Raw genomic sequence first — 14,393 nt, 5'->3', positions numbered from 1 at the left:
CCGTGAGCGCTCCACCGCCCCTCGTCCATGTCGAAGGGGCCGCCCTCGCCTTTCGCGGTCGGCCGGCCCTGCGCGGCCTCGACCTGACGGTCCAGGCGGGCACGACGCTCGCGCTGCTCGGTCCGAACGGGGCTGGCAAGTCCAGTCTGATCCGCCTGCTCGCCGGGCGCCTCGCCCCGGATGGCGGACGTGTCCGGGTGCTCGGCGGTGATCCGCATGCCGACAGGGCGGTGCGGAGCCGCATCGGCTACGTGCCCCAGGAGATCGCGCTCTACCCGCGACTGAGCGTGGCCGAGAACCTCGATGTCTTCGCCCGCCTCGCCGGGCTCGGGCGCGGCGCCCGCCGCGCGGCGGTCGAGGCGGTGGTCGGGCGCTGCGCCCTCGAAGAGGTCGCCCGGCGGCCGGTCGGCACGCTCTCGGGCGGCTACCAGCGCCGGGCCAACATCGCCGCGAGTCTGCTGGCCGCGCCGGACCTGATCCTGCTCGACGAGCCGACCCAGGGCGTGGATCTCGACGCCCGCGCCGCGATCCACACGGTGCTGGGAAGCCTGCGGGCGGCGGGCGCGGGCGTGATCGTCAGCACCCACGATTTCTCGGAGGCCGAGCGCTTGGCCGATCGCGTCGCCGTGCTGAGCGACGGCCGCCTGCGCCTCGCGGGGGATCTGGCCGCGCTGATGCGCCCGCTCGCCGCCGCCCCGCCGGAGCACGAGGCGGTGCTGGAGGGGGTTCCCGACCCGGAGGCGCAAGCGGCGCTCCGCGAAGCGGGCTTCGCGCCGGAGGCGGGCGATCCACGGCTCTGGCGGGCCGATCACGGCGCCGCGGGCGGGCTCGACGGTGCGGCGCTCCTCGCGACTCTGCGTGGACGAGGCGTGCCCGCGGGCGAGATCCGCGTGCGCCGTCCCGGCCTGGAGACGCTCTATCGCGACGCCCTCAACGGATCGGCGGGGGCCGCGGCGTGATCGCGGCGGCGTTCCGGGTGATGTGGCTCTCGCTCCTGCGCGACCGCGCGGCGCTGACCATGGCCTTCGTGCTGCCGACGGTGATTTTTTCGATCTTCGCCGCGATCTTTTCCGGCGCCCTGGGCGACCGTGTCCGCATCCATCTCGGGCTCGCCGACCTCGCCCGGACTGCCACGACCCAGCGCCTCGTCACTGCTTTGGAGGCGGAGCCCAGCCTGCGGGTCGAGCTGCTGCGCGTCGCCGATGTCGAGGGCGCGGTCGCCGCCGTCCGCCGCGGCGACGTCGATGTCGCGCTGGTGCTGCGGGGTGAACTCGCCGCGCAGACCGGCGCCGCGCCCGCCGACCAGCCGGTGGTGCTGGTCGAGAGCCCGGCCCGCGCCCTGGCCAGCCCGATCGCCCTCGGTCAACTCCAGCGCGCGCTGAACGGAGCCTTGCCCGACGTGGTGCTGTCGCGCATCGTCGCCGATGTCGAGCGCTCCGGAAAGATCGGCGCCGACGAGCGGGCGTTCCTCGACGAGGCCTTTGCTGAGCAGCGCGCGAAGAAGGAGCCGTTCTCCTTCGCCAACCTCGTCGAGACCCGCAGCGCGGCCTCGGGCCGGGGCAACGAGCGCATCAGCTACTATGCCGGCGCGATCGCCGCCGTGTTCCTGCTCTTCGCCGCGATGCAGGGCGCCCTCTCCCTGGTGGACGAGCGCGAGGGGGGGCTCGCCGACCGCCTCGCCGCCGGCCCCGGCGGCCTTCGGGTGATCGTGCTCGGCAAATTCCTGTTCCTGCTCCTGCAGGGCGTCGTGCAGGCCGGTCTGATCTTCACGGCGGCCGCTCTGCTCCACGGCGTCGACGTGTCGGGCCACTGGCTCGGCTGGCTCGTCACCTCGGCGCTGGTCTCGGCCATGGCGGCCGGGCTCGGCCTCGCCGCCTGTGCCCTGTCCTCCACCCGGCAGCAGGCGCATCTCGCCGCAACCTTCGGCGTGCTGCTTCTCTCGGCGGTGGGGGGCAGCATGGTGCCCCGCTTCCTCATGCCCCCCTGGCTGCAGCAGGCCGGATGGCTCACCCCCAACGCCTGGGCGATCGAGGCCTATCAGACCGCCCTCGGCGAGGGGGCCGCCGCCGCGCTCCCGGCCTGGGGCGTGCTTTTCGGGCTCGCCTTGGCGGGGCTTGGTGGAGCGCTGGCGCTGGTCGGGCGGCGGACGCGCTGAGGCGGCGGTCGCGCGTGAGGCGTATCGCCCTGCGGCGGCCCGCCCCCGCGACCGGGGCGGGAGGATCTGCCACAGCCGTCCGCCGAGCCCCTCCGCGCTCGGTCGAGCCGGATGACGAATGCGATGCCGCGCCTGCTGATCGCCGACGGGAACGACCGCGCCGGCCGCGACAAGCGCCGCGAGGCGCTGGGGCGGACCACCGCGCAAGCCTTCGCTGCCGTCGTGACCGCCCTGGCCCCCTCGGCGGAATGCGTGCTGATCGAGCCCGCCGATGCGGAGGGCGGCCTGCCCAAGGGTCTCGGGCTGCACGAAGCGGACGGGTTGCTCTTCACCGGCTCGACCCTCCGCCTGACCGAAGGTGGGCCCGCGGTCGAGCGCCAGCTCGACCTGATGCGCGCCGCCTTCGCGGCCGGGCTGCCGACCTTCGGATCCTGCTGGGGCATCCATGTCGCCGCCGCGGCGGCGGGTGGTCGGGTCGGGGCCAATCCCCGCGGCCCCGAATACGGCTTCGCCCGGCGCCTTGCCGCGACCTCCGAGGGTGCGGCCCATCCGTTGCTCGCCGGTCGCGGTCGAGCCTGGGATGCGCCCGCGATCCACACCGATTCGGTCTTGGAGCCGCCGCCCGGGGCGCGGGTGCTGGCGGCCAATTCGGTCCTCGACGTTCAGGCGATCGAGATCCGCCACGGGAACGGGCTGTTCTGGGGCACGCAGTATCATCCGGAGGTCGACCCCGACGAACTCGCCGCCATGCTGACGCTCAGCGCCGAGGGAGTCGTGGACGCGGGTCTGGCCGCGGACCGTGCCGAGGTCGAGGCCTATGCCGACGAGATCCGAGCCCTGGGTGAGACCGATCCGAACGCCCGTCAACGCCTCGCGTGGCGCCACGGTGTCGGCGCCGAATTGCTCGAGGCCGGCCAGCGGCGCCGAGAGATCGCGAATTTCCTGGCACACTTATCCACGCTTCGGCACACATTTGCGGGAGAGCGCGACGGGGTGGCACGTTGACCCGATGCGTGCTGCATCTAGCTTCGCCGTGAAGGCCGGCGCCTCAGCCCGGCGGAGATGCAGTTTCGATGAGCCAGGATTCCTCGGTCGCGGTGGTCGGCAGCGGGCTCGGCGGGCTGGCCGCCGCTTGCGTGGCGGCGGCCCGCGGGCATCGCGTCACCGTCTACGACAAGAACGCCTGGATGGGCGGCAAGGCAGCGGTGCTGCACGAGGGCGGCTTCCGCTTCGACATGGGGCCGACGATCCTCACGGTGCCCCGCGTCTTGGAGCGCGTCTTCAGCGAGGCCGGCAAGTCGGTCCATGACTACATGGATCTGCGCCGCCTCGATCCGCAGTGGCGCTGCTTCTTCGACGACGGCTCCCGCATCGACCTGATCGAGGATGTCGATGCCATGGCCACGGCCATGGACCGTTTCGCGCCCGGCCAAGGCGTCGGCGAGGGGTACAAGAAATTCATCGCGGTCTCCGAGCATCTGCACGGGGTCTCGGAACGCTTCTTCTTCTGGAAGGCCGTGCAGGACCTGTTCGACACGATCGACATTCGCGCCAACATGAATCCGGGCACCCTGCGCGACGTGTTGTCCCTGCGCATGCACGCCACCGTCGCGAGCACCATCCGCGGCAAGGTGAAGGATGCCCGCCTCGCGCAGATGCTCGACCACTTCGTCCAGTATGTCGGCTCCTCGCCCTACGGCGCCCCCGCCGTGCTCTGCGCCATCGCCCATATGCAGACCGCCGAGGGCGTCTGGTACCCGATGGGCGGCACCCGCGCGGTGGCGGAAGGGCTGATGAAGCTCGCGACCGAACTCGGTGCGATCCTCAAATCCTCCGACGAGGTGACCGGCCTCGACATCGCCGACGGCGCGATCCGCGGCGTGCGGACGGCGAGCGGCACCGACCGCTTCGATGCCGTGATCTCGAACATGGACGCGGTGCGCACCTACCGCGAACTCGTCGGCGGGGATGTCGGCAAGACCTACGACAAGAAGAGCTTCGAGCCGGCTTGTTCCGGCGTGGTCCTCTATCTCGGCCTCAACAAGCGCTACGAGCACCTCGCCCACCACGATTTCGTCTTCTCCCGCGATCCCGAGGAGGAGTTCGACTTCATCTACCGCAAGGGCGAGCCGGCCCCCGACCCGACCGCCTATCTCGCGGCGCCGTCCTCCACCGATCCGAGCGTCGCACCGGAGGGCGGCGAGGCGCTCTACGTCCTCGTCCACACGCCGTATCTGCGCCCGCACCACGATTGGTCGAAGATGTTTCCGGCCTATCGCCGGACCATTCTGGAGAAGTTGAAGCGTACCGGCGGCATGCCAGATCTCGAGGAGCGCATCGTCGTCGAGCGCCACCTCACCCCCCAGGACATCCACGACCGCTACAAGGTCCTCAACGGCGCGATCTACGGACTGGCCTCGCACGGGCGCATGATGGGCGCCTTCAAGCCGGGCAACCGCTCCCGCGAGGTGCGCGGCCTCTACCTCGCGGGCGGCGCCGCCCATCCCGGGCCCGGCATGCCGATGGTGATGATGTCGGGCTGGATCGCGGCGGACGCCCTCGATCAGGATGCCCGGAGCCGGGCCGCCCCGGAGCTGCGCGCGAGCGCGTGACGCCGCCCGAGATCGCCGTCGGCGAACCCTCCGGGCGTGATTCCGCGATGCGCGCGGGCAGGATCGCTCGGGCGATGCCGGCTTCCGTCTCGCCCTTGCGGGGCGAAGCCTACGGCCGGCGCCGGAGCGGACGCCCCGGCGGTGTCCCGACCCGCAACGCGATCGCTCCTCCCGAGGCGGAGGAAGCCCGCGCGCCCTCTCGCCCGGGCAGCGTCGCCCGGCGATCCGTGCCATTCAGAGCCGGCATCGGCCGGAAGGTCGCCCCGTGACGCCCGCACCCGTTCTCCCCGAGCGCTCGCCCTTCGTCTGGCGCTTCATGGCGCGCTATCTCGACCGCTTCGTGCGCCGCCATATGAACGCCCTGCGTCTCGCCCGCTGGGGCGTTCCGGCGCGGATCGAGGCGGGGACCCCGCTCGTTGTCTATTGCAATCATCCGGCTTGGTGGGACGCGGCGATCCTCATCGTGATCGGCGACCGTCTGTTCTCCGACAGAGCCTGCTACGCGCCGTTCGACGCGGCCATGCTGGAGCGTTACGGCATCTTCCGTCGCATCGGCGCCTTCCCGGTCGATCTGGAGAGCCGCCGGGGCGCGACGCAGTTCCTGGCCGCCTCGCGGGCCATCCTCGCAGGACCGGGCCGCGCCCTGTGGATCACCGCGCAGGGGCGCTTCAGCGATTCCCGTGCCCGCCCGCTCGGTCTCAAGCCCGGTATCGTCCGGCTGCCGGAGATCGCCCCGACGACGCTGTTCCTGCCGCTCGCTCTCGAATACGCCTTCTGGGAGGAGCGGGGGGCGGAAGCCTTCTGCGCCTTCGGCGCGCCGATCCCGGCCGCGGACCTCCTCGCCCTCCCGCGCCACGAGCGCCTCGCCCGGATGGAGACGGCGCTGACCGACACCCTCGACCGGCTCTCCGCCGACGTCATCAGTCGTGACGCCGGACGGTTCGAGACGCTGGTCTCGGGCCGGCGCGGCATCGGCGGGGTCTATGACGGTTGGCGGCGATTCGCGTCGATGCTGACCGGGCAGCGCTTCGAATCCGGACATCGCCCCGAACTGCAGCGCGCTTTGCCGCGCCAGGAGCCCGAGACGTGATGCTGGCGCTCGCCCTCCTCTGCTTGGCGCTGGCCCTGCTCCCGGCCTGCCTCGCGGCGGTCAATCTCGGGATCCTGCGGACCCCCGAGCCGGAGGCCGAGGAGCCCGGCCTCGTCTCGATCCTGATCCCGGCCCGCAACGAGGCCGCGGTGATCGAGGGGACGGTTCGGGCCGCCCTGGCGAGCGCCGGGATCGCCATCGAGGTGCTGGTCGGTGACGATCATTCCACCGACGACACCGCCGCCATCGTCCGTGGCATCGCCGCGGCCGATCCGCGTCTGCGCCTCGTGACCGTGCCCGACCTGCCGGAGGGCTGGACCGGTAAGAACCACACCTGCTCCGTGCTCGCCCGCGAGGCCCGCGGCGACCGGCTCCTCTTCCTCGACGCGGACGTCACGCTGGCGCCCAACGGCGCCGCCGGCCTCGCGGCCCATGCAAGGCGTTCGGGCGCCGATCTCGTCAGCGGCGTGCCGCGTCAGACGATGGGAACCCTCGGCGAGCGCCTGACCGTGCCGATGATCGATTTCCTGCTCATCGGCTATCTGCCCATGGCGCTGATGCGGCTCCTGCCCGATCCTTCGCTCGGCGCCGCCTGCGGTCAGATGATCCTGATGCGGGCCGAGAGCTACGCCGCCAGTGGCGGCCACGGGGCGATCCGCACCTCGCTCCATGACGGCGTGCGCCTGCCGCGTCTGTTCCGGGAGCAAGGTCTGCGCACCGATCTCGTCGCCGGCCACGCCCTGGCGACCTGCCGGATGTACCGCGATTTCCGGCAAAGCTGGGCCGGCTTCTCGAAGAACGCCCGCGAGGGCATGGCCACGTCTCGGGCCCTCCCGGTCTGGACGCTGCTCCTGTTCGGCGGCCACGTGCTGCCCTGGCTCCTGCTGGTTCTCGCCCTGCTCGTCGGCGACAGGCCGGCGGCCTGGGTCGCGGCGGGCGCGGCCCTGGTCTCGCTCGCCACGCGCGCCGCGATCACCCTCGTGGTCCGCGAACCGGCCGCGACCGTGCCGCTGCATCCGGCGACCATCTGCACCGCCCTGGCGATCCAGTGGAACGCGCTGCTGCGCCCGGACCGGGCCGGGGCATCGGTGTGGAAGGGGCGGCGCTATCCCCTCGCCCCGCCGGGCAGCCCGCCCCACCAGGGCTCGTGACGCGCGGGCCCACGTTCTCGGACGCCCGCCGAACTTGCGGCAAATCGTGCGGCGCCGACGATCGAGCCTTTGCAGTTGCCCGACAACGCCTGTAGCTTCGGTGCCACGATGGTCCGGCGTGTCGCCGCGACCGCGTGCGTTCAGGAAGCCCGGCAGCGTCCATGAGGGATGAGAGCGCCGCCGCCTTGTCGGCCCGCCCCGCCGCCGACCCGCATCCCCCGCGGGATGGCGCCCGCACGGTCACGGGCGGCCGATCGATCGAGCCTTATCCGGAGCGCTACGAGCCGGGCCGCGGCGGGCGTCGCGATGCCTATGCCGCCCTCGATCTCGGCACCAACAATTGCCGCCTGCTCGTCGCCGAGCCGACGCCCAACGGCTTCCGCGTCATCGACGCGTTCTCGCGGATCGTTCGCCTCGGCGAGGGCCTGGGCAATTCGAACCGCCTGACCGAGGCCGCCATCGAGCGCACGGTGGAGGCGCTGCGGATCTGCAAGGCCAAGATGAAGGCCCGGGGCGTGGCCCGCTCCAAGGTCATCGCCACGGAAGCCTGTCGGCTCGCCGTCAACGGCGCCGAGTTCGTCGCCCGCGTGCGGGCCGAGGTCGGCCTCGATCTCGAGATCGTCGACCGCCAGACCGAGGCCTATCTCGCGGTCACGGGCTGCGCGGCGCTCGCCGATCCGCGGGCGGAATCGGTGGTGATCTTCGATATCGGCGGCGGCTCCACCGAGATCGCGTGGCTCGACGGCGCGGCGGCCAACCCCTCGACCGACCCGACGCTCCGGATCCGCGCCTGGGATTCGCTGCCCGTCGGCGTGGTGACGCTGGCCGAGCGCCATGGCGGCACCGAGGTGACGCGGCTGACCTTCGAGGGCATGGTCGAGGAGGTCGGCGACCTTATTTCCCCCTTCGCCATCCGGGCGGCCGCCGCCGCGACCGCCCCCTCGTTCCACCTGCTCGGGACCTCCGGCACGGTGACGACGCTCGCCGCCATGCATCTGCGCCTCGCCCGCTACGAGCGGCGCCGGGTCGACGGTCTGTGGATGAGCGATTTCGAGGTCAGCGACGCCATCGAGGATCTGCTCGACACCCGCCTGGAGCAGCGGGCCGACAATCCCTGCATCGGCCGCGACCGGGCCGACCTCGTGCTCGCCGGCTGCGCCATCCTGGAGGCGATCCGCCGGGTCTTCCCGTCGGAGCGCCTGCGCATCGCTGATCGCGGCCTGCGCGAGGGGCTGCTGATGAACATGATGCGCGAGGACGGCGTCTGGCGCCGGGGACGCTCCCGCTGACGGCGCCCGTGTGGGGGCGCCGCCGATCACGGATCAGACCGCCTCGATCGCCTTCGAGGAATGGTGCCCGGTGATGAGCCAGCGCCCGCCGATCTCCTCGAAGGTGAAGAGGAAGCGGGCCGGCACCACCTCGTCCCGGCCGTCCTTGAGCATCGTGAAGGTGTAGAGCCCGCCGATCACGACGGTGCCGAGTTTCCGGCTCACCCGCTTCTTCTGGACGGTGATGCCGCAGCGGATGCGTTCGCTCGCCAGGAAGCTCTCGAAATAGGCCCGCCGGTCGTCCTCGCGCCCCCGCACGTCGTCCGACATGGTCGGGACCAGGATGGCGTCGGGAGCGTAGAGCGCCAGCACGGCATCGACGTCCCGGGTTCCGATCGTCTCGGCCCAGCGCAGGAGCACCTTTCCGGCCTCGGTCAGGCAGGACGCCGCGTCCCGCTCCGGCATCGTCTCAGCTTCGGTTTCGGAGCGCATCGTCGGAAGGTCGTCGAAGTTCATGCTCGCCTCTTTGAAAAGGAAGATGCCCGATCCCGTCAGCGCCGACCGCGGGCTGTCCTGGGGCCTGTCGGGCCGCATCGGATCGGGCGTTCAATAATGTTATAACGTTTCATTTGGATCCGTCATCCGCGTGTTGCGGCTGGTCCGCGTCCTGCGCGGCTTCACGGGCCTCGCGCGGCGGGTTAGAGCATCGTCATGCGAGAGGCGGGCCGGCCCTCGAAAAGACGACGCGAAAACAAGAGCCTGGACCATCGCCACCGAGGCGCTGCCCGTTCGATCGGGCCGGCGACGGGGCTTCGGGACGGGTCGAGAGAGGAACGGCGATGAGCGACCGGCGAGGCGGATCGGGCGGCCTGCGCGGCGACCTGAAGCAGCGGGTGAAGACCGGGCGCGGGCGCACGCTCTCGCAGAAGCGCTGGCTGGAGCGTCAGCTCAACGATCCCTACGTGGCCCGCGCCAAGCGCGAGGGCTACCGTTCACGGGCGGCCTTCAAGCTCGTGGAGATCGACGAACGCTTCAAGCTGCTCAAGCCGGGGCAGAAGGTGCTCGATCTCGGTGCCGCACCGGGGGGCTGGGCGCAGGTCGCGGTCAAGACGGTGGGCGAGACCGGCCGGGTCGTCGGCATCGATCTCCTCGACATCGAGCCGATGGCGGGCGCGACCTTCATCACCCTCGACTTCCTCGACCCGTCCGCGCCTGAGCGGCTGACCGAGTTGCTGGGCGGCCGGGCCGACCTCGTGCTGTCGGACATGGCCGCCAACACCACCGGCCACAAGAAGACCGACCACCTGCGCATCATCGGGTTGGCCGAGACCGCGGCGGCCTTCGCCCGCGAGATCCTGGCACCGGGCGGCGCCTATCTTGCCAAGGTCTTCCAGGGCGGCACCGAGGGCGGCCTGCTCGCCGACCTCAAGCGCGACTTCGCGACCGTGCGCCACGTGAAGCCCGCCGCGAGCCGGGCGGATTCGAGCGAGCTCTACGTTCTGGCCACCGGTTTCCGAGGCCAGACCGAGGCCGAGGACCCCGACGAGGAGGCGTAAGCCGCTCCGGCCCGTCCGAGGTTTCGAAAGGACGCGTCCTTTCGCGGGTCCAGGGCGGAGCCCTGGGAAGAAAGCGGGGCTCCGCCCCGCACCCCGCCAAAGGACTCGTCCTGTGGGATCCCGTCAGAAGAACAGCGTCGTGTTGAGGTAGCCGTAGAAGGTGTTGCCGGTGTCCGGCGCGTTGGGGGCGTTTCGCAAGAAGTCGCCCTTGATGAGGTAGGCGACGCCGGTATCGAGGATCATCGCGTCGGGGACGATCCAGTATCGGATCCGGCCCTCGATCTGCTGGCCGGCATAGCGGCCCGAGCGTCCGCTTCGGTCGCGGACCAGCGTCGCCCCGAAGCTGTCGGTGGGGCTCTCTAGGAAGAGCGGCCGATAGGCCACGAAGGCGTCCCAGATCGGGCTCGGGGTCACTTCGAGGCGCAGGCCCGGCGAGATCAGGTTGGCGCGCTGCACCGGTCCGTAGAGACCGGTCGGGCCGTAATCGAAGCGCCGGGCACCGAAGAGCGTGTCGAAGCGGTTGAAGCGGTTCGGATTGCGGCCGTCGCCGCTGGCATGGTCGTATTGCAGCGCGACCCGCGGCCGCCACGGCGCGTCGAAGGTGTAGCCGGCCTCCGCGTGGAGGAAATAGGCGGCCACGTTCAGGTCGGTCCGGTCGGTCTCGGCCGCCGTCTCGCGGGCGCGACCGGTCTGGTAGATGGCCTCGAGATCGTAATCGAACGCGCCGGTCTTCGGCGCCCGCGCCAGCCGGACGCCGGGGGTGAACAGGCGCCGGTCGCGGGTCTGGACCGAGCGCAGGCCGGTGCCGGAATCCCGCTCCATCAGGCCGTAGCCGTAGACCTCGAAGGTGCCGCCGAGCACGCCCGCCTTGGTGTAGGACGCGCCGAAGAGCTGCAGGTCGAGGCTCTCGCGGTCGAAGGCGATCGCGTTGTCGAGGATGCCCGGCGTGTCGTCGGGCAGCCGCGTGTGCGGCAGGGCCCAGAGAAGCGTGAGCCGGTCCTTCCCGGCATTCTGCCAGTCGTAGGACAGGCCGGTATAGGCGTTGATGGTGTTGCGGAACTGCTGGCGCGAGACGAGGCGGCGCGAGCCGATATTCTTGGTGAAGCGGCCGACGGTCAGGCTGCTCTTGGTGCCCTCCCCGGCCCCGTCGCCCAGGTCGAGGGCGAGATAGGCCTGCCCCGGCTCCAGGGCGTTGATCTCGGTGGTGAAGGCCGAGGAGTTGCGCTGCTGGAAATAGCCGCGACTGTCGAACAACTCGCCGCCGATCCGCAGGGGGCCGGTCTCGTACTCGACGAAAAGGGTGGTCAGGTACGCGTTGAGAATGTCGTTGCGGGCGAAGGTCTCGGGCCGGAACTGACCGGCGATCCCCTCGACGCGCGGCCGGAACGAGCCGCTGATGCGCAGGTTCGCCGGGCTGCCCAATGCTTCGTGGAGGAGGAAGCGCGGCTTGGTCGGCGCCGCGGAGAAGATCGGTCCGCTCTGCGCGATGGCGAGGCTGGGGATGACGGCGGCGAGCAGGCACGCCGGCAGCACGGATCGTTTCAAGACATCATCCTTGGCCTGATGCGGGATGGAACGATCAGGGTGAGACGAGGCCCGATCTTCTAAGCCAACGCTCAAGCAGGACGTGTTATTCCGTCAGATTTGATCAGGATCCGGTCTTGATCCCTCTCGATGCACATCGTTGCCTTGCTGGGACGATCGCTCGAGAAATATGCTTCCTTGTGCCGGCAGTAGGATTAAGGCGCGATCTGGTTCAGGGAGTTGCTGGCTCGATCGCGCAGGCTCGCGCCAGCCGCGAGAGGCTGGCGCCTCGCCCGATCACCGGCCGACGGATCGTTCGAAGCTCCGCCTTGCCATCACGGGCGAAAGTCCGACGGGATCAGGCGGGGGCGTCGGGCAGCGCCTGCACCAAGGCCCGGAACCGGTCGCCGCGGACCTCGAAATTCGGAAACTGGTCGTAGGAGGCGCAGGCTGGCGACAGCAGCACCACGGGCTCCGGCGCGGCGGAGGCGGCGGCCGCCTTCGCCGCCGCCTCGGTCGCGGCTTCGAGGGTTCCGCAGCGCGTGTACGGCACCCGCCCGTCCAGCATCTCGGCGAAGGCCTCGCTCGACGCGCCGATGAGATAGGCATGGGCGACCCGGTCGAACAGCGGGCTCAAGGGTTCGATGCCGCCCTCCTTGGCCTTGCCGCCGACGATCCAGTGGATGTCGCGGAAGGCGAGCAGCGCCTTCTCGGTCGAGTCGGCGTTGGTGGCCTTGGAATCGTTGACGAACAGCACCCGGCCCCGCCGGCCCAGGCCCTCCATCCGATGGGCGAGCCCCGGGAAGCTCGTCAGCCCCGCCGCGAGGGTCGCGCCGTCGATCCCGAGGGCGCGGGCCACCGCCACGGCCACCGCCGCGTTCTGCCCGTTATGGGCGCCGCGCAGGGAGCCGATGCCGGTCAGATCGGCGCGTTGGGCCCCGCCCGCCTCGACGATGCGGGCGCCCTGCACGATCAGGTCGCCCGCCGCCTCGCCGTGGCCCTCCACATGGATGCGCACCCGCGGTGCACCCCGCCGATCCGCGATGGCCGCGCAATAGGCGTCGTCCACGCCGATGACGGCGAGGCCGGCCCCCGAGACCACCCGTTCCTTGATGGCGGCGTAGTTCTCCATGCTGCCGTGGCGGTCGAGATGGTCCGGCGTCAGGTTGAGCAGGATGCCGATGCTGGGGGCCAGCGAGGGCGTGAGATCGATCTGGAAGGTCGAGAGCTCGATGACGTGGATGCGGCCCGGCGCGGGCGGCTCCAGCGAGAGGATGGCGGTGCCGATATTGCCGCCCATCTGCACGTCGCGGCCGGCTTCCCGCAGGACATGGGCGGTCAGCGCCGTCGTGGTCGACTTGCCGTTGGTGCCGGTGATGGCGACGAAGGGCGCGTCGGGCGCGAGCGCCGCGCGCTCGCGACAGAAAATCTCGATGTCGCCGATGATCGCGACGCCGGCGCCTTTCGCCAGCGGCACCGTCCAGTGGGGCTCGGGATGGGTGAGCGGCACGCCGGGGGCCAGCACCAGCGCGGAAAAGCCCGTCCAATCGGCCTCGCGCAGGTCGGCCACCGTGATGCCCTGTGCGCGCGCGCGGTCGCGGCTCGCCGCATTGTCGTCCCAGGCCAGCACGTCGGCCCCGCCCGCCAGCAGCGAGCGGACGGTGGCGAGCCCGGAGCCGCCGAGGCCGAACAGGGCGACCTTTTGACCGGCGAAAGTGGTGGCTGGGGTCATGGCGAACGGCCTTTCACGACGACGCGACGCTTGGCCCATCCATCTCCCTCATTCTGAGGTGTGAAGCGAAGCGGAGCCTCGAAGGAGGGCTCCAGGGATCGCAGTGCTCTCTGGAGCCCTCCTTCGAGGCCGCTTCGCGGCACCTCAGGATGAGGGGGATGGATCGGGACGAGGTTGCGACGCGCCTCCTAACACAGCTCAGCGCAGCTTGAGCGTGGCGAGCCCGACGAGGGCCAGGATGACGGCGATGATCCAGAAGCGGATCACGACCTGCGGCTCCTTCCAGCCCTTCTGCTCGAAATGGTGGTGGATCGGCGCCATGCGGAAGACGCGCTTGCCGGTCAGCTTGAACGAGGCGACCTGGATGATCACCGAGAGGATCTCCAGCACGAACAGGCCGCCGACGATGGCGAGGACGATCTCGTGCTTGGCGGCGACCGCGATGGTGCCGAGAAGGCCGCCCAACGCCAGAGAACCGGTGTCGCCCATGAAGATCTGCGCGGGCGGCGCGTTGAACCAGAGGAAGCCGAGTCCCGCCCCGATCACCGCGCCGCAGACCACGGCGAGTTCGCCGGTGTCGCGAACGTAGTTCACCTGCAGGTATCCGGCGGTGAAGGAATTGCCGACGAGGTAGGCGATGACGCCGAAGGTGCCGCAGGCGATCATGACCGGGACGATCGCGAGGCCGTCGAGCCCGTCGGTGATGTTGACCGCGTTGCCCGCCCCCACGATCACGAAGGCGGCGAACGGGACCCAGAACCAGCCGAGATTCAGGAGCGCGTCCTTGAAGACCGGGAAGGCCAGCTGGTTCTGGAGCGCGACCGGCGAGTAGATCGAGATCAGCAGGCAGGCCGAGCCCGCGATGGCGGCTTCCAGCAGAAGGCGGAACTTGCCCGAGAATCCCTTGTGCGACTGCTTCGTGACCTTGAGGTAGTCGTCGTAGAAGCCGATCGCGCCGAAGCCCAGGGTGACCGCGAGCGTCACCCAGACATAGTGGTTGCGCGGGTTCGCCCAGAGCAGCACCGAGACGACGGCGCCGGCGAGGATCATGAGCCCGCCCATGGTCGGCGTGCCGCGCTTGGTCAGGTGGGTGGCCGGGCCGTCCTCGCGGATCGGCTGGCCCTTGCCCTGACGGATGCGCAGGAGCGAGATGATCCAGGGGCCGAACCAGAACACGAAGAAGCCCGCCGTGAACAGCGCGCCGCCGGTGCGGAAGGTGATATAACGGAACACGTTGAGCGGCGTGAGAGTGCCGCTCAGTTCCGACAGGAGATAGAGCATCCGTTGGTCCGCCCGCGGCAAAAT

Annotated in this window: 12 protein-coding genes; 8 read left to right on the top strand and 4 right to left on the bottom strand. The window is 70.7% G+C overall.

Translation table 11 applies throughout. The annotated features are described in order from the left end of the window. The first annotated feature begins 2 nt into the window (after nucleotides 1-2). From OWC43_RS13305 to OWC43_RS13275, 7 genes are all read left to right on the top strand, one after another. Complete coding sequence (locus OWC43_RS13305; protein WP_393956999.1) at nucleotides 3-959, top strand: ABC transporter ATP-binding protein; 957 nt, start codon at nucleotides 3-5, stop codon at nucleotides 957-959. Continuing rightward, nucleotides 956-2,155 carry an ABC transporter permease gene (locus OWC43_RS13300; RefSeq protein WP_393956998.1) on the top strand — a complete coding sequence of 400 codons (1,200 nt, stop codon included), beginning with the start codon at nucleotides 956-958 and terminating at the stop codon, nucleotides 2,153-2,155. Before OWC43_RS13305 ends, OWC43_RS13300 begins: the two co-directional genes overlap by 4 nt. Nucleotides 2,156-2,266: 111 nt before the next feature. Continuing rightward, nucleotides 2,267-3,160 carry a type 1 glutamine amidotransferase gene (locus OWC43_RS13295; protein ID WP_393956997.1) on the top strand — a complete coding sequence of 298 codons (894 nt, stop codon included), beginning with the start codon at nucleotides 2,267-2,269 and terminating at the stop codon, nucleotides 3,158-3,160. Nucleotides 3,161-3,228: 68 nt separating this feature from the next. Then, nucleotides 3,229-4,767 carry a phytoene desaturase family protein gene (locus OWC43_RS13290; RefSeq protein WP_393956996.1) on the top strand — a complete coding sequence of 513 codons (1,539 nt, stop codon included), beginning with the start codon at nucleotides 3,229-3,231 and terminating at the stop codon, nucleotides 4,765-4,767. Nucleotides 4,768-5,083: 316 nt separating this feature from the next. After that, a complete protein-coding gene (locus tag OWC43_RS13285) occupies nucleotides 5,084-5,857 on the top strand; it encodes a lysophospholipid acyltransferase family protein (RefSeq protein ID WP_393958559.1) in 774 nt (257 codons plus the stop codon). Further along, nucleotides 5,857-7,008 carry a glycosyltransferase family 2 protein gene (locus OWC43_RS13280; protein ID WP_393958558.1) on the top strand — a complete coding sequence of 384 codons (1,152 nt, stop codon included), beginning with the start codon at nucleotides 5,857-5,859 and terminating at the stop codon, nucleotides 7,006-7,008. The genes OWC43_RS13285 and OWC43_RS13280 overlap by 1 nt, the downstream gene beginning before the upstream one ends. Nucleotides 7,009-7,169: 161 nt before the next feature. Next, a complete protein-coding gene (locus OWC43_RS13275; protein ID WP_238308276.1) occupies nucleotides 7,170-8,297 on the top strand; it encodes a Ppx/GppA phosphatase family protein in 1,128 nt (375 codons plus the stop codon). A gap of 33 nt (nucleotides 8,298-8,330) precedes the next feature. On the opposite strand, the gene OWC43_RS13270 is transcribed toward OWC43_RS13275, so the two are convergent. Beyond that, nucleotides 8,331-8,792, bottom strand: coding sequence for a DUF4440 domain-containing protein (locus tag OWC43_RS13270; RefSeq protein ID WP_393956995.1), 462 nt, complete (start codon nucleotides 8,790-8,792; stop codon nucleotides 8,331-8,333). Nucleotides 8,793-9,115: 323 nt separating this feature from the next. Between OWC43_RS13270 and OWC43_RS13265 the strand changes: the two genes are divergently transcribed. Continuing rightward, nucleotides 9,116-9,832, top strand: coding sequence for an RlmE family RNA methyltransferase (locus OWC43_RS13265; protein WP_137829211.1), 717 nt, complete (start codon nucleotides 9,116-9,118; stop codon nucleotides 9,830-9,832). A gap of 123 nt (nucleotides 9,833-9,955) precedes the next feature. Here OWC43_RS13265 and OWC43_RS13260 read toward each other — a convergent pair whose 3' ends face one another. The 3 genes from OWC43_RS13260 to mraY form a co-directional block, all read right to left on the bottom strand. Further along, nucleotides 9,956-11,365: an alginate export family protein gene (locus tag OWC43_RS13260; protein ID WP_393958557.1), complete on the bottom strand. Its 1,410-nt coding sequence runs from the start codon at nucleotides 11,363-11,365 to the stop codon at nucleotides 9,956-9,958. A 349-nt stretch (nucleotides 11,366-11,714) separates the two neighbouring features. Further along, nucleotides 11,715-13,088 (bottom strand): UDP-N-acetylmuramoyl-L-alanine--D-glutamate ligase, encoded by a 1,374-nt coding sequence (gene murD, locus OWC43_RS13255; RefSeq protein WP_393956994.1) that lies wholly within the window; start codon nucleotides 13,086-13,088, stop codon nucleotides 11,715-11,717. Nucleotides 13,089-13,286: 198 nt separating this feature from the next. Further along, nucleotides 13,287-14,369: a phospho-N-acetylmuramoyl-pentapeptide-transferase gene (gene mraY / locus OWC43_RS13250; protein ID WP_137829246.1), complete on the bottom strand. Its 1,083-nt coding sequence runs from the start codon at nucleotides 14,367-14,369 to the stop codon at nucleotides 13,287-13,289. Between the last annotated feature and the right edge of the window lie 24 nt (nucleotides 14,370-14,393).

The sequence above is a fragment of the Methylorubrum sp. POS3 genome (genome assembly GCF_043352485.1).
GTDB lineage: Bacteria > Pseudomonadota > Alphaproteobacteria > Rhizobiales > Beijerinckiaceae > Methylobacterium > Methylobacterium suomiense.
Note: the sequence above shows the minus strand (reverse complement) of the source record. Positions and strands in the feature narration are given on the sequence as shown.